This window comes from Salegentibacter sp. 24, assembly GCF_004362395.1.
Classification (GTDB): Bacteria; Bacteroidota; Bacteroidia; order Flavobacteriales; family Flavobacteriaceae; genus Salegentibacter.
The window spans coordinates 25,684-40,770 of sequence record NZ_SNWE01000007.1 but is presented as its reverse complement, the minus strand read 5'-3'; the positions used below and the strand labels follow the sequence as shown (position 1 = coordinate 40,770).

Sequence of the window (15,087 nt, the reverse complement as noted above, 5' to 3'; positions counted from 1 at the left end):
ACCTATTCAAAATTCCGCATCGCCTTTTTCCACCAGCGTTTGAATTTTCGGGTGGGATCAGATTTTTCTACGTAGCCTTTGGAATAGCGGTTGTATCCATAGCCGTAACCATAACCGTAACCATATCCATAGCCGTATCCATAGCCATATTTGGCTCGGTGTACAAAGTGGTTTAAGACAAAACTGATGTTTTTAATTTCCCCTTTGTTGTATTTCTCATTAATAGATTCCAACATCCCACGCTTGGTATAATCCTGGCGTATCAGGTAGATTGTCGCATCGGCATGTTTCACCAGGTTCAAGGCATCGGCTACCATTCCTATTGGAGGTGTATCCAGAATGATATAATCGTATTTCTGTTTTAATTCCTCCATCAGCTTATCCATCTGCTCGTTGATCAGTAATTCTGAAGGATTTGGAGGTACCGGACCGGCTGTGATTACATCCAGGTGCGGAATTTTACTCTGCTGAATAATTTCTTCACTGCTGGCCTGGTCAATCAGGTAATTTACGACTCCTATTTCATTGTTTAACTGGAAATCATCGAAGATCTTCGGTTTTCTTAAATCGACTCCTACCAACACGGTTTTTCGTGCACTTAAGGCAAACACAGTGGCCAGGTTCATCGCACAGAAGGTTTTTCCTTCCCCTGAAACTGAGGAAGTAATCAATAATGTTTTAGACCCGGTTACCCCCTGTTTTTTATACATAAACTGAAGACTGGAGCGCAAGCCTCTAAAGCCTTCAGAAATTGAGGATTTTGGGTTATTGAAAACCACCAGGTTGGAATCCGTTTTACTTTTTCCAATCATTCCAAGAATAGGAATTGGTGACAAACGCGTTACTTCCTGGGCATTGTGGATATTGGTATTTAGAAAAACCAGTAAGAACACAAAAGTTAAGGGAATCACGCCCCCAACCAGCACGGCCATAACATAATTAAGCTGGGTATTAGGACCAATTTGTCCGCCACCGGTATCCTTGGCAGAATCGATCACCATAACATCGCTTACATTGGCCGCTTTTATAAGCCCAGCCTCACTCCTTTTCTCAAGGAACATATTGTAAGATTTCTCATTGAGACTATAGCGCCGCTGAATCTTAAGCAAATCCTGTTCTTCCTGAGGAAGTTTACTTATTTCAGTTTCAAGTTGTGCGATCTGTCGGTTTATATTCCTTTGCTCATCCTGTAACAGGCCTCTGGACGAACTGATGTTTTCCAGCAAGATAGATTTAACCGAATTGATTTGTCGGTCTATATCGTCAAAAACCGGGGAGTCTTCTTTTAGGGAATATTGATAATTACTCCTTTCTTCCGCAAGGGCAATAATACGGGAAACACCGCTGGCGATACTCCCTTCTGAAATTCCCGCCACAGATGGCGCTGGAACATTCGAGTAGTCGGTACGGGTTTGCAAGTAATTTCTTAGGGTTTCGTAATAGGATAGCTGCCTTCTTATCTCCTCTTCCCGAAGGTCCAGGGTGGAGAGCTTATTGGAAAGCTGGGAACTTTCCGCAGAAATATCCATGATCGCATTTTCATTTCTAAACTCGTTCAACTCTGCTTCCACGAGTTTTAATGCCTCGGATTGTACCGCCAGACTGGAATCTATAAACCGAATAGTTTTAGTTGCAAAAAGGTTTTTTCGTGCAAGCATATTGTCACTCAGCACTTCTACCGTTCCGTTCAGGTAATCCACCAGGCGATCTTTATTCCCCCCGGTCTGGCTTAACCGTAACACTGATGAACCCTGGGATTCCGGGCTAACATTTACCCCCCGGTACCTCCCTACGGCCGAATCAAAATTCATAAAACTCACATAGAACGGAGTTCCCGCCTGCAAAGGCTGTTCTACCCTAAGGATAGTTCCGTTGAAGAAAGGTAGCCTAACCTGTTCTCCTGATTTATAATTTTTACTGAATTCTTTAGGATCGACCTCCCGGTAGGTTTTTTCTTTAGTACCATAATCCTGAAGACTTAGACTTGCCGGTACATTGGCTTCCAAATTATAGGTAGCTGAATCTACAAAGGTAATGACCATCGTTACATTCAAGGCCTGGGGCTTAGCCGTATCGGCAACCACTTTAAAAGGCGCTTTACCGTAGGCGTCTATTCGCTGGTATTCCCCGTCTTTTAGATACTGCGTATAAAACTGAAGTTTTTCTACTACCTCCTCATTATGGGATCGTGATCTTAAGATCGTCATCGCGGTATTCACTTTATCAGAAGTACCGCCCCAATTAAAGGTTAAACTGGTATTACTGGTAAAAAAAGGATTTTGATCGTCTTTTATGGAGATAGAATTCCCCAGGCTGTATACCGGCAATTTTCTTACATTATTGTAGTAAGCCACCGCCAGGCTTATCCCTACCGAAAGTAAAATCAACTTCCAGTAACTTATTACTTTTAGAACAAAACCTTTAAAATCGAAGGTTGAGCCTACATCTGATATGTGATCGTCTTCATGCGCCATTTAAATCCTTGTAAATAATAAGATGGAAGTTGTAAGAAACGATAAAATGGTTACCCCCGTTCTAAAGACCTCAAGTCCCGTGGTTCCCAGCCCCAATGCCTTTTGAGGCAGAGCATTTACCAAAATCAGGTCGTTGGGCTGTATATAATAATATTCACTTTGTATCGCTTCAATATCGGTTAAGTCTATGCTATGAACCTCCTCGCCGTATGGATACTGCCGAATAATCTTTACATTTTCCATATCCCCGTATTCAGTGATTCCTCCTGCATTGGCGACGGCTTCCATAATCGTTACTTTTTCTTTATAAATCACCTGGCTGCCGGTTCCTATTTCTCCCAGGGTGGTATATCTTATTCCTGCGAGTTTTACCGTTACAAAAAGATTAGCTTCTTCTTTAAAATAATTCTCCAAAAGCAAAGCTTCTATTTTTTCCCTTATTTCCTTCTCCGTATACCCCAAAACGTTGACCTCACCTAAGGTGGGTACCCGGATATTACCATGGTCATCTACGGTAAACCCATCGAAATAAACGGCCTCTTCAGTAGTCGCATTGGGATTGGCTTCTCCAACCGGGTTGAACATTCCAACCAATTCCTGGTCCAAAGCTTTTACCCGAATACTTAAAAGGTCGCCGGTTTGAATTCGATACGGCTTTTTAAGTTGTTCAATTTGAATAATACTATCCACTTCCTCGTCAAAATCCTGCAGATAAGTCGTTTTTTTGGTAGAAATACAGGAGGAGAAACTTAAAACTCCCGCCAGTAAGATTATAATGAAATAATATCTCTTCAGCATATTTTGCTATTGATTCGGGACATCAGGATGAATAAAACCGACAAGCACACTATATGCGAATTTGTCTTCATCTTAATTTAGATAGTTTTAACAAATATAGTTTTTGTAGGCTAATAATAAAATTAAGTCGCAATTTTCCTTTTATTTTGCACAAAACTCAAGTCTGTGAATTATTTAAGTGTAGAAAATATTGCCAAAGCCTATGGCGAACATATATTATTTAAGGATATTTCCTTTGGAATTAATGAAGGCCAGAAAGTAGGATTTATTGCCAAAAATGGAACCGGAAAAACTTCCCTTCTAAATATCCTGGCAGGTTTCGATTCGCCAGATGCCGGTAAGGTGGTCTATAGAAAGGATATCACTACGGCTTTTCTCCCCCAGGAACCCAATTTGGATCCCAATTTAACGGTGGAAGAAACCATATTTTCATCAGATAACGAAATTCTGAATATTATAAACCGCTATGAAAAGGCCCTTAAAAATCCCGATGATGCTGATGCTTATCAGAAGGCTTTTGAAGAAATGGATGCTGCGCAGGCCTGGGATTTTGAAACCCAATACAAGCAAATCCTTTTTAAACTTAAATTAGAAGATCTTTCGAAAGAAGTAAAATATCTTTCCGGGGGTCAGAAAAAGCGACTTGCCCTTACGGTCATGCTCTTGCAGAAGCCAAATTTCATTATTATGGATGAGCCAACCAACCACCTGGACCTGGATATGATCGAGTGGCTGGAGGAATATTTCAAGAAGGAAAACTTTACCATATTTATGGTAACTCACGACAGGTATTTCCTGGAACGGGTTTGTAATGAAATCGTGGAACTTGATCATGGACAGCTTTATACCTACAAAGGAAATTACGGCTATTACCTGGATAAAAAAGATGCCCGCATGGCCCAGGAAGCCACCAATACCGAAAAGGCTAAGCAGCTCTACAAAAAAGAGCTGGATTGGATGCGCCGCCAGCCAAAAGCACGTACCACAAAATCCAAGTCCAGGATAGATGATTTCCAGGATATTAAAGACAGGGCCCATAAACGCCGACAGGATCACGAAATCCAGCTGGAACTCAATATGGAACGGATGGGCAGCAAAATCGTGGAACTGCACAATATTGGAAAGTCATTTGAGGATAACGAATTGCTAAAAAATTTCAGTTATAATTTTAAGCGTGGCGAACGTATTGGAATAATTGGTAAAAACGGGACCGGGAAATCCACTTTCCTAAATATTCTTACTGGAGCGATAAAACCCGATGCCGGAAAAGTCGTAATTGGGGAAACTATTAAATTCGGTTACTATACCCAGGCAGGGATTAATATTAAACCCGGACAGAAAGTTATCGAGGTCATTCGGGAGTTTGGTGAATATATTCCCCTGAAGAAAGGCAGGCAAATATCAGCGCAGCAGCTTTTAGAGCGATTTTTATTCGATCGTAAAAAACAATATGATTTTGTTGAAAAACTAAGTGGTGGTGAGCGAAAACGACTTTACCTGTGTACGGTTCTGATTCAAAACCCCAACTTCCTGATCCTTGATGAACCTACCAACGATCTCGATATCGTTACGTTAAACGTACTGGAAGGCTTTCTGCTGGACTTTCCCGGATGTTTGGTAGTAGTTTCCCACGACAGGTATTTTATGGATAAGATCGTAGATCACCTGTTCGTGTTTCAGGGAAATGCCCAGGTTCAGGATTTCCCTGGTAATTACAGCGATTACCGGGAATACGAGGAAAGTTCCTCCGCTGAACCTAAAGAGGAGACCCAAGGCACCGATCAGAAAGACACTAAAAAAGATTGGAAAAAGACCAGTTCTGGAAGTAAATTGAGTTATAACGAACAAAAGGAACACGGAAAACTGGAAAAAGAGATCGCCAAACTCGAGAAGAAAAAAGAGGAAATTCAAAAGAAATTCCTCCAAGACCTCAGCGGAGATCAAGTTGCCGAAAATTCAGTGGAACTTAAGAAAATAGAGGATCAAATAGAAGCAAAAACCGAACGCTGGTTTGAACTGGGAGCTAAGGCAGAGTAGATCTTTATGATAGTTAAAAAGTGCAGTACGCCTGGTTAAAGTGCTTTTCTTTTTTAGAAATGATTAAGGAACCCTAGAAAACATAAACCTAACTGAGAACTGAGATTTGCAACTAAAATCCTACATCAAATTCCTTTTTAAATCCCAGAATCAGCACGGGTTGCACTCTCCTTTCGTTTATGAGTTAGTAACGAATTGTTTTTATGATAAAAGAAAATATCCGGAGTATAAACTTCTGGATGATTACCGAAACGACCTTCTGAAGAATCATAATACGATTAAGGTCACCGATTTTGGTGCCGGGAGCAGGGTATTTACTTCTAACGATCGTAGAATTTCCGCGATTGCAAGAAATGTGGGAATTCCGAAAAAAAGGGCCAGGTTCTTATTTCGCCTGGTCAATTATTTAAAGTGTAAAAACATGCTGGAACTTGGGACTTCCCTGGGGATAGGTGCTGCTTCGCTTGGCGCAAACAAAGAAAGCATCCTGGTAAGTATTGAAGGTTGTCCGCAAACAGCCAATGTTGCGAGAGAACAATTACGTAAATTCGATTTTAATAATGTAGAGCTTAAAGTTGGGGAGTTTGAAGAAATTCTGACAAAATTTATTATATCAGATAAAAACAAAAAAGAGGTTTCTGGTCCTTGGACCGATAGCAATCAGCAATCAACTTACTCAAAAAATCCAGGCACTTTTGACCTTATATATTTCGACGGGCATCATACCAAAGAAGCGACCTTAAAGTATTTTTATCAGTTATTACCCACAGCTCACAACGATTCGGTTTTTGTATTTGACGATATTCACTGGTCCCCGGGGATGGAAGCTGCCTGGGAGGAAATTAAATCGCATCCCGAGGTAAGAGTGACCATAGATACTTTTTTCCTGGGACTCGTGTTTTTTAGAAAACAGCAGGCAAAACAGCATTTTAAAATCCGATTGTAACAAACAAGGTAAAGAAGCGTCCTATAAGCACAAAATTATTTCTGCATGAGCAAAGTCATTGAAATCAGGCAAATTACCAGGGATTTCCCTTTGGGAAATGAAACAGTAAAAGTTTTAAAAGGTATCGATCTCGATATTGACAGAGGCGAATATGTAGCTTTTATGGGACCTTCCGGTTCCGGAAAATCTACGCTGATGAACTTACTCGGTTGTCTTGACACCCCCACATCAGGCCATTATATTCTAAATGGAAAAGATGTGAGCCAGATGAAGGATGATGAACTCGCTGAAATCAGGAATAAGGAAATCGGATTTGTCTTCCAAACCTTTAACCTGCTTCCCAGGACTACGGCCTTAGAAAATGTTGCTTTACCCATGATCTATGCCGGTTACAATAAAACCGATCGAATTAAACGTGCAGAAGAAGTTTTGACCAACGTTGGACTTGGAGACCGGATGGACCATAAACCCAACCAGCTCTCAGGGGGACAGCGACAACGGGTTGCTGTGGGAAGGGCCCTGGTGAACAAACCTTCCATTATTCTTGCCGATGAACCTACCGGAAACCTGGATTCAAAAACTTCATTGGAAATCATGAATCTTTTTGATGAAATCCATGCCGCAGGAAATACCGTGATTTTGGTTACCCACGAAGAAGAAGTTGCAGAACACGCCCACCGGGTTATTCGCCTTCGGGACGGAATGGTGGAAAGTGATGAGCGAAAAGAAATCTTAAGCCAGTAGTTTTAAACCTTTTTTACAAATTTGGTTAAAATTACAATTTGCTGGCCGTCAACTTTTCCTTCAATTTGTTCGGGATTATCATGTACTAAAGATATACGGCGCACCGGCGTTCCACGTTTGGCGGTAAGACTACTGCCCTTAACATTTAAGTCTTTGGTAAGTACTACCGTATCCCCAGATTCAATAATCGCCCCATTACAATCTTTATGTTGAACTTCCACACTCCTATTCTCCTCAGAAATCATCTGTGATTTAGCAAAGGCTCTGAGCTCATCTTCCATATACATCATATCAAGCAAATCTTGGGGCCAGCCTTCAGATTTAAGCCTAGTCAGCATTTGATAGGCAGTAAGCTGAACAGCGGGAACTGTGCTCCACATACTATCATTTAGACAACGCCAGTGATTGGGAATTACCTTTTCCGGTTCCTCCAATTGCTCCTTACAAACCGAACAGATAATAAAACTTGCTTCAGATGCTTCCCCAGGAAAATCCTGAAATTCATATAGGCTAAGGTTTTCTGTGTTACCACATAACTCACAAGTAGCATCGCTTCTTTCTAATAATTCCTGTTCCAGGCTCATGATCACGTTAAATTAGTTGCGAATATACATTTTCCTCCACATTAAGAAACTAATAAAACTTGGGCAATTAAAATAGGCTCAGGAAAATTTATACTTCTATGTTTGTAGAATCAAATAATTATTCTACATTTGTAGAGGTTAATCTAAACTTTTAGAGAAATGAATCTGTCAAAATCTGAAGAACAATTAATGCAAGTTCTATGGCGAAAGGAAAAAGCTTTTATGAAAAACCTTATAGAAGCTTATCCAGATCCTAAGCCTGCGCAAACAACCATTGCTACTCTTTTAAAAAGAATGCAGGATAAAAATTTTGTTGATTACAAGCAACATGGACGCTCCAGGGAATATTTTCCATTGATAGAAAAGAAGGATTATTTTACTAAGCAGTTTAATGGCATCCTTAAAAATTTTTTCAATGATTCCGCTTCCCAGTTCGCATCATTTTTTACAAAAGAAACGAATCTAAGCAAGGAAGAATTGGAAGAATTAAAGAAATTGATAGATAAAGAAATAAAAACCAAGTAGCTATGGAGTGGTACATTTTAAAATCTATAGCGGTCATGGCGGTGCTGCTTCTTTTTTACAAGCTTCTTCTTGAAAAGGTACATATGCATTGGTTTAAACGCTTTTATTTACTCTTTGCATTGGTAGCCTCAGTTGGGATCCCTCTGATTACCATTACCACGTATGTTGAACCAGTTTCCAGAAATTTTGATCCGCTACAATTTCAATTTTCCGAAGAAATTAGCGCGGCAGAAGATAGATCTTTTGAAGACTACTTTCCTACGATTTTGTGGACCATCTATATATTAGGAGTGATATTATTCAGTATAAAATTCTTTAAAAACCTTAAAAAATTATGGTTAAAGATTAAAATAAATCAGAAGATAAAAAAGGGAAACTTTACCAGGATCCTGTTACAAGAGAAAATTGATCCTCATACTTTTCTTAATTATATTTTTTTAAACAAAAAGAAATATGAGAATAAGCAAATCCCTAGAGAGGTAATCTTACATGAAGAATCGCATGCTAAACAAAAACATAGTTTAGATATTCTATTCGTGGAATTTATACAGATTATCTTTTGGATGAATCCGGTAATCATCCTCTTAAAAGATGCCATTAAACTCAATCATGAATTTCTGGCAGACTTTGAAGTCCTTAGAAAAGGAATTCAAACAGCTGAATATCAATATACATTATTATCATTTTCATCGGGACATTTACATAATGAACTTGTAAATCCCATAAATTATTCATCCATCAAAAAACGATTTACAGTTATGAAAACACAAACTTCAAAATCAACCATTTGGGCCAGGAGTCTATTAATTCTGCCACTTCTTTCATTTTTATTCTTTAGTTTCAGCAATAAAGAGATCGTGGAAAGAGATACCAGTATACTAACAACAGTAGCTCCAAAATCCAATACGCTAATGCTTAAAGTAAATGAGAATGGTAAGGTTTTCTTTCAAAAAGATCAAATTCAGATTTCTGAATTACAAAATCTCATAAAGAAGAGAGCCTATTCATCCTATCATATTGAAGTTCATGAAAATTCATCCCCTTCAAATGTAAAAAACCTTATTCAATTTATGGCTGACAATAAACTGGATGGCAATGTATCCAACTATTCTACCACTAAAAAATACCAGGAGAAAGTTACTCCTGAAATGGTAGAAGAATATAACAAGCTAGTAAAAGAGTTAAATGAAACCGGAATAATAAAGCAAAAAGATCTAAATCGAATCCAGAAAATCTTTAGGGCGATGACCCAGGAACAGAAGAAAAATGCGGCACAGCCAAAATATATAATTGTTCCCGAATTAATTGAGGAATACAACAGGATGGCAAAATATTATAATTCTATGCCTGAAAACGCCACTTTTATCAAAGTGAAAGATTACAATAGAATGAAGTATATTTATGATTTACTCCCGGAGAAACAAAGGAGAAATGTAGAAAAATTTCCAATAGCATCTCCACCCCCACCTCCGGCCCCGGCCCCTGCAGCTCCACCTGCTCCACCTGCTCCACCAACATTTGAGAAATTACTGGAAGATAATGCAACCTTTTATTATCAGGGACAATCAATTGAACCGCAAAAAGCCAGGGAACTGGTAGAAGAGCAAAAAAAGGTAGATGTGGAAATCACCTATGATAATCAGGAAAGGCCCATCGTAAAATTAACCGATAAAAAGGAGCTATAACATTTGAAGTTAAAAATACCTAAACCTCTTCGGCTTTACCCTAGAGGTTTAGGTATTATTATTTGAAATCAGTCTTGTAGTTTATTTTCAATAAAAGTATTTACCCTTGTTTCTAATATTGGGAGGGTAACCACACCCTGCTCTAATATAACTTCATGAAAATCACGAATATTAAAATCGCTGCCTAAGGCTTCTTCTGCCTTTTTTCTCAGTTCCCGTATTTTAAGTTCCCCAATTTTATAGGAAACTGCCTGTCCTGGCCAGGAGATGTACCGGTCTACCTCGGTATTGATATTATGCATAGAAAGGGCAGTGTTTTTCTTAAAATAGTCTACTGCTTCTTCCCTGGTCCAGCCCATTGCATGAATGCCGGTGTCGATTACCAGGCGGCAAGCGCGCCATTGCTCGTAGGTGAGTTTACCAAATAGCTCATAAGGGGTGGTATAAATGCCCATATCCTCCGCTAGAAATTCAGAATATAAGCCCCAGCCTTCCCCATAAGCTGATAAATACATATTCCTGCGGAATTCAGGAATGGTGTCTCCTAATTCGGCATTCAAGGCATTTTGTAAATGATGCCCGGGCACTGCTTCATGGGCGGTTAAAGATGGTAACACATATAAGGGTCGATTGGATAGGTTATAGGTGTTCACCCAGTAGTAGCCCGGCTGGGTGTCGTTTGAGGCCCCTATATAGCGTCCCGTAGTATACTTTGGCGCAATGGCATCAGGTACTTTTGCCACTCCGTAAGGTTTTCTTGGCAAGGTTTTAAAATAAGCCGGGAGCTTGGCGTCAATTCGCTTGGCGATATCCCGGGCTTCTTTTAATAGCTCTTCCCCGGTTTTCGCATAAAACTGATCATCAGTTCTTAAGAAATGAATAAAATCCTCAAAACTCCCTTCAAATTCCAGCCCTGCAATAATCTCTTTCATTTCTGAATTGATTCGCGCCACTTCCTTTAGTCCTATCTGGTGTATTTCTTCTGCACTCAGGTCCAGGGTGGTGTAATAATCTAAGCGGTTTTGATAATATAGGCGACCATTCGGGATTTCAGAAACGCCTATACTAGTCCGGGTATTTGGTAAGTACTCGGTTTCAAAAAATTCTTTAATTCTTTTAAACTGCGGAATGACATTGTTGGCAATCGCTTGCTTTGCAGCGGTTAAAACGGAATCCTTTTGTTTTTGCGAAAGGGTATTTGGAAGATCTTCAAAAGGTTCATAAAAATAACTCTCTTTGGGGTCTTCCATGATTTGATCGTTATAAGTGGATTCGTAACCTTCAAAGATAACTCGTGGCTGTGTAATTCCTTTTTTCAAACCCTTCCGCATTAAAGCAAAGTGCTGATCTACATATGCAGGGATCGCATTGAGTTTATCTAAATAGGCTTTAACCTGCTTATAATTATTTAAATCGCGCACCTGGTAAGCCAGGCTTAAATGAAATCCGGAATCGGAAAGTAGTGGGTTTAAATAAGCTTCATATGTATAAAAATCTATAGTTTCCTGCAGCTTAAATTTTAACATTTCAAGCGAAATCTGTTGCGTTTCATTTAAAGAATCGACCCTGATCTCTTCGAGTTCTTCCAGGCGCTTTTTTGCAAACCGGGCTTCCTTTTTATAGTATTCCTGGGTATAAAGTCCCAAGGGAAACTTCTTTTGATCATAGGCTTTATATTCTTCAATCCTATTGATGATCGAATCAAGGTTTTGCGAATCCTCCTGTGCGGATAAACTGAAAATAAATAAAAAACTTAAGGCCTGTGCAAGTAATTGTTTCATTGAGAAAATTGAATTTTCATTAAAGATAAGGTTTCTAAAGAAATGGGATTTTGGGAGCTGGAATTGCTACAAAAACATGAATATTTGTCTATTGCTTTAATCCTAGTTACTGACTTTATATTCCCGGCCTCTCTGGCCCTAGGGCTTTTTGAATCCGGTTTTAAAGGGGTTTAAAGCGATTGATTCAGTTATGTGCTTCGCAATAAGCAAATATGGACTTCATTCAACTTTAAATAATAAGATCAAAAATTTATAGCTTCCAGGTTCATATAGTCTAATTCCCTAAAATACGGGATCCAAGCTGCGATAATAATTCCTTTGCATCCCCACGTGTTTTCTCGGTTTCTATGGCTTTAATTTCGCCGTTCTCTTCTACCAGTTTATAACTAAAAGCAAACTCGGCATCCGCCCGGGCAATGGGGCTCAGCGTTCCGAAACGTAGGTCATTAAAATAAATATCCCCGTCCTTTTTTGAAATGGTATACCATCCCTGGGAGATATCGATGAGCCGCTTTACATTCCGCCTATCCTTCCAGTCCCCCAGCAAATGATGATTTTTAGGATGGGAGACAAAATCAATAGGCTGGGTATCAAAGATTGAATAATTACCAATTAAGTAAGCATCATCTACCTCCACATTTGCCGACCATAAGATGGAATTTAGCGGGCTTGGTTTTGTCTCTATCTTTTTATAAGCGATCTTCTGCCTATCCAGGGCCTCTGTAAATTTATTAAAGGTGTAGAGTTTTAAAGCAGGGGTAATGATCAGTAGATAAACGCTGCTAATGATTAGTCCCAAATTGTTAAGCTTTCGTCTTTTTTCGCTACCTCTTTTCTGGCGCATAGCCAGGATCAAAAACACCAGAAACGGTATGGTATATAGGGGATCTATTACAAATATATTCTTGTAGGCCAGGCGGGTCTCCAGGGGCCAGAATAACTGGGTGCCCCAGGTGGTATGTGAATCCAGCAATGAATGGGTGAAAAAGCCCCAGAACATCAACCATGACCAGTTCTTCCAGGTAGTGGCGGACTTTCTTTCAATTTTAGAAATCAGCCAGCCAAAGACCGGTGCAAAAAGAATGGAAAACATTATGGAATGTGTAAAGCCACGATGGATCTCTATAGTGGTAATCGTATCTGTAAAAGCGCTGGCAAAAGTATCCAGGTCAGGAATTGTTCCTGCTATAGCCCCGTAAAGCATTGCTTTGTTTCCAACTTTTTTACCAAGAACCGCCTCTCCTACTGCCGCCCCCAGTACTATTTGAGTTAATGAATCCATGTGTTATTTTACCTGTGATTTCAATTTTTAAAAGACTTTAGCCGGAAGTAAATCGGGATACACACCTCACTAATCATCAACAATTTCCATTTTTCGAAGAAGAAAAGATGCATTCATATTCTGGCATATCCCGTCTTTAAACCTGTAGTCAAAATGCAGTTCGTCATTTATAATTTCCGCATCGAAATAATGGTTTTTAACCTGGCTTAATTCTGAAGTGATCTCGCATAAACTCAAATCGTGGGTAGCGATAATTCCAGTTGAATTCGTATTAACCAGTTTTCTGATAAATTTCTTGGAGCCAATAGCTTTATCACTACTGTTGGTGCCTTTTAAAATTTCATCAAGAATGATAAAATACCGGTCGGTTTTAATCTGGTCAACAATAAATTTCAGGCGTTTTAACTCGGAAAAGAAATAGGATTCGTCGTCACTGAGCGAATCACTGGTGCGCATACTGGTAATGAGTTTAATTGGCGAATAGCTGCAGGCCTGGGCACAAACGGGTAGGCCAATATTACTCATTAATATTTGCAGGGAAACCGTTCTTAAAAACGTGCTCTTCCCGGCCATATTTGCCCCGGTAATAATAAAAAATTCTTCATCACCAATGGCAAAATCATTAGCAACCCTCTTTTTGGGGTCTAATAGCGGATGGGCTAAATTCGTTGCGGAAATTCCCTTTTTGTCTTTGATGATTTTTGGAAAAACATAGATCGGATGATTGAACACAAAATTACCCATCGAGTTATAGGCATCGGTGAATTCAATAACCTCAAACCAGTTTTCTACATGTTGCCGATAGTTTGAAATCCATTTTTCCAGTTTATAGCTTTGTTGAAGGTCCCAGAGCAAAAAGCCGTTACCGAAAATACCAAAGAGCATATTGTTGCGCTGGTCAAGGGCATCAATGGCCTTGGAAAACTCTCTAAAAATTTCAGAGGCCTTTTTCTTTTCTGCGTTAATAAGGGACTGGTTCTTTTTTAGGATTTCCGAAGAAAAATCTTCCCGCTCCAGAAGTCCCAGTAATAAATGATATTGATGAAAAGTATCCTGGACCTTACTTACACTGCCCGAAAGCAGATTGATCCTTTTCAGGAAAATCCCGGTAAAAAGTAAGCCGGCCAAAAACCAAAGCAAGAGATGGATTCCCTTCAAATAATCAAAGGCATAGCCCGCGATAACAAATACCGAAATCACAGAAAATACACTGGGTAACCATTTGATGTAACCCGGAACAAAATTTTTATAGCCTTTAAACCAGCTCACCACGGTTTTTGAAGGGGTTTCGGTTTTTACCAGTTTGGCAAGGGCAGTAAATTCCTGTCTCCACTGGGGTTTTTCCGCTAGTTCCTTTACGGTTTCCTGTTTCCTGGTAATACCTTCAATGCTATTTTCGGTAAAAATTCCCGCGAGTTTCTTCGTGCCTTCGTAGAGCGCAGTCCGGTTGGCATATTGAAAAAAGGAACCCCGGCCAAACAAGTCTATATCCTGGCTGTAGGGGTGCAACGGGTCCTCAAATTCAGTTCCTTCCGGCAGGTCCTGGAAGTTCCTGGTTTTCAGAATATCGATCTCCAGTTCATTGAGGCGAATTATTTCCTTTTGCTTATCACTCTTATCTTTAAGATCGCTGTGCCTGGAAACCAGAAAGAGAAAAAGGGCAATCCCACCGATAATTACCGGTACGATCACATTGATATTTCCGAAGAAATAATAAATCGTAAAACAAATCGCCAGGAAAATCAGCAACCTGATTAAACTGGAAGCCATTAATTTTTTGGAGATTTTGGCCAGTTCCTGCTTGTGTATTTCTTTTTGCCTGGTATAAAATTCGATTGGGTTATTCATCTAAATCTTTGAGTTCTTTTTGTAATTTTTTTGTTAATCCAGCCTTTATGAGATTGTAGGAATCATCTATTAATTCATAAATGAAATCAGGTTTCAGACGCCCATCCAGGATCACGGTATTCCAGTGCTGCTTATTCATATGAAACCCGGGTAAAATATTGCTTTCAAATTCCTCCCGAAGCTCCAGGGCACGGTCGGGCTGGCACTTTAAATTTAGCCTAAGGGGCACCGAATCCAGGCTTGCCAGTGCAAAGATCTTGCCCATAAGTTTAAAAACCAGCGCATCGGGGCCAAAGGGCAAACTCTCGGTCACGCCTTTTTTGCTGATGCAATAATTTCTAAGGGTTTCAATGTCCATTTTAAGTATTGTTTTTTCCCAGAAA

The 15,087-nt window shown here is 39.7% G+C and carries 12 protein-coding genes; 5 read left to right on the top strand and 7 right to left on the bottom strand.

All coding sequences use genetic code 11. The features are described from left to right. Window positions 1–2: 2 nt before the first annotated feature. Window positions 3–2,474, bottom strand: coding sequence for a polysaccharide biosynthesis tyrosine autokinase (locus DET49_RS06480; RefSeq protein ID WP_133547291.1), 2,472 nt, complete (start codon window positions 2,472–2,474; stop codon window positions 3–5). Next, a complete protein-coding gene (locus DET49_RS06475; protein ID WP_133547290.1) occupies window positions 2,475–3,272 on the bottom strand; it encodes a polysaccharide biosynthesis/export family protein in 798 nt (265 codons plus the stop codon). It abuts the gene before it with no gap. Between the two features lie 165 nt (window positions 3,273–3,437). Between DET49_RS06475 and DET49_RS06470 the strand changes: the two genes are divergently transcribed. From DET49_RS06470 to DET49_RS06460, 3 genes are all read left to right on the top strand, one after another. Then, window positions 3,438–5,309: an ABC-F family ATP-binding cassette domain-containing protein gene (locus DET49_RS06470; protein ID WP_133547289.1), complete on the top strand. Its 1,872-nt coding sequence runs from the start codon at window positions 3,438–3,440 to the stop codon at window positions 5,307–5,309. A 106-nt stretch (window positions 5,310–5,415) separates the two neighbouring features. After that, window positions 5,416–6,255, top strand: coding sequence for an O-methyltransferase (locus tag DET49_RS06465; RefSeq protein ID WP_133547288.1), 840 nt, complete (start codon window positions 5,416–5,418; stop codon window positions 6,253–6,255). Window positions 6,256–6,300: 45 nt separating this feature from the next. Then, window positions 6,301–6,999: an ABC transporter ATP-binding protein gene (locus DET49_RS06460; RefSeq protein WP_133547287.1), complete on the top strand. Its 699-nt coding sequence runs from the start codon at window positions 6,301–6,303 to the stop codon at window positions 6,997–6,999. Window positions 7,000–7,001: 2 nt separating this feature from the next. Here DET49_RS06460 and DET49_RS06455 read toward each other — a convergent pair whose 3' ends face one another. Continuing rightward, window positions 7,002–7,583, bottom strand: a complete 582-nt coding sequence (locus DET49_RS06455) for a PhnA domain-containing protein (protein WP_133547286.1) — start codon at window positions 7,581–7,583, stop codon at window positions 7,002–7,004. A gap of 159 nt (window positions 7,584–7,742) precedes the next feature. Between DET49_RS06455 and DET49_RS06450 the strand changes: the two genes are divergently transcribed. Together DET49_RS06450 and DET49_RS06445 are read left to right on the top strand one after the other, a co-directional pair. Further along, entirely contained in the window at window positions 7,743–8,108 is a 366-nt protein-coding gene (locus tag DET49_RS06450) for a BlaI/MecI/CopY family transcriptional regulator (RefSeq protein WP_133547285.1), read from the top strand. Window positions 8,109–8,110: 2 nt separating this feature from the next. Beyond that, window positions 8,111–9,793, top strand: a complete 1,683-nt coding sequence (locus tag DET49_RS06445; RefSeq protein WP_133547284.1) for a M56 family metallopeptidase — start codon at window positions 8,111–8,113, stop codon at window positions 9,791–9,793. Window positions 9,794–9,861: 68 nt separating this feature from the next. Here DET49_RS06445 and DET49_RS06440 read toward each other — a convergent pair whose 3' ends face one another. The 4 genes from DET49_RS06440 to DET49_RS06425 all read right to left on the bottom strand — a co-directional run bounded on the left by DET49_RS06440 (window position 9,862) and on the right by DET49_RS06425 (window position 15,062). Further along, on the bottom strand, window positions 9,862–11,574 hold the full coding sequence (locus DET49_RS06440) for a DUF885 domain-containing protein (protein ID WP_133547283.1): 1,713 nt from the start codon (window positions 11,572–11,574) through the stop codon (window positions 9,862–9,864). Window positions 11,575–11,848: 274 nt separating this feature from the next. Continuing rightward, a complete protein-coding gene (locus DET49_RS06435) occupies window positions 11,849–12,856 on the bottom strand; it encodes a metal-dependent hydrolase (RefSeq protein WP_133547282.1) in 1,008 nt (335 codons plus the stop codon). Between the two features lie 69 nt (window positions 12,857–12,925). Continuing rightward, window positions 12,926–14,704 carry a MutS-related protein gene (locus DET49_RS06430; RefSeq protein ID WP_133547281.1) on the bottom strand — a complete coding sequence of 593 codons (1,779 nt, stop codon included), beginning with the start codon at window positions 14,702–14,704 and terminating at the stop codon, window positions 12,926–12,928. Next, the gene (locus DET49_RS06425; RefSeq protein ID WP_133547280.1) at window positions 14,697–15,062 is read right to left on the bottom strand and encodes an MmcQ/YjbR family DNA-binding protein; all 366 of its coding nucleotides are present in this window, start codon (window positions 15,060–15,062) and stop codon (window positions 14,697–14,699) included. Before DET49_RS06425 ends, DET49_RS06430 begins: the two co-directional genes overlap by 8 nt. Between the last annotated feature and the right edge of the window lie 25 nt (window positions 15,063–15,087).

Excerpts from the sequence above, each read along its gene's own strand:
- DET49_RS06480 (WP_133547291.1), bottom strand. The coding sequence starts at position 2,474 with ATGGCGCATGAAGACGATCACATATCAGATGTAGGCTCAACCTTCGAT.
- DET49_RS06475 (WP_133547290.1), bottom strand. The coding sequence starts at position 3,272 with ATGCTGAAGAGATATTATTTCATTATAATCTTACTGGCGGGAGTTTTA.
- DET49_RS06460 (WP_133547287.1), top strand. The coding sequence starts at position 6,301 with ATGAGCAAAGTCATTGAAATCAGGCAAATTACCAGGGATTTCCCTTTG.
- DET49_RS06455 (WP_133547286.1), bottom strand. The coding sequence starts at position 7,583 with ATGAGCCTGGAACAGGAATTATTAGAAAGAAGCGATGCTACTTGTGAG.
- DET49_RS06450 (WP_133547285.1), top strand. The coding sequence starts at position 7,743 with ATGAATCTGTCAAAATCTGAAGAACAATTAATGCAAGTTCTATGGCGA.
- DET49_RS06445 (WP_133547284.1), top strand. The coding sequence starts at position 8,111 with ATGGAGTGGTACATTTTAAAATCTATAGCGGTCATGGCGGTGCTGCTT.
- DET49_RS06440 (WP_133547283.1), bottom strand. The coding sequence starts at position 11,574 with ATGAAACAATTACTTGCACAGGCCTTAAGTTTTTTATTTATTTTCAGT.
- DET49_RS06435 (WP_133547282.1), bottom strand. The coding sequence starts at position 12,856 with ATGGATTCATTAACTCAAATAGTACTGGGGGCGGCAGTAGGAGAGGCG.
- DET49_RS06430 (WP_133547281.1), bottom strand. The coding sequence starts at position 14,704 with ATGAATAACCCAATCGAATTTTATACCAGGCAAAAAGAAATACACAAG.
- DET49_RS06425 (WP_133547280.1), bottom strand. The coding sequence starts at position 15,062 with ATGGACATTGAAACCCTTAGAAATTATTGCATCAGCAAAAAAGGCGTG.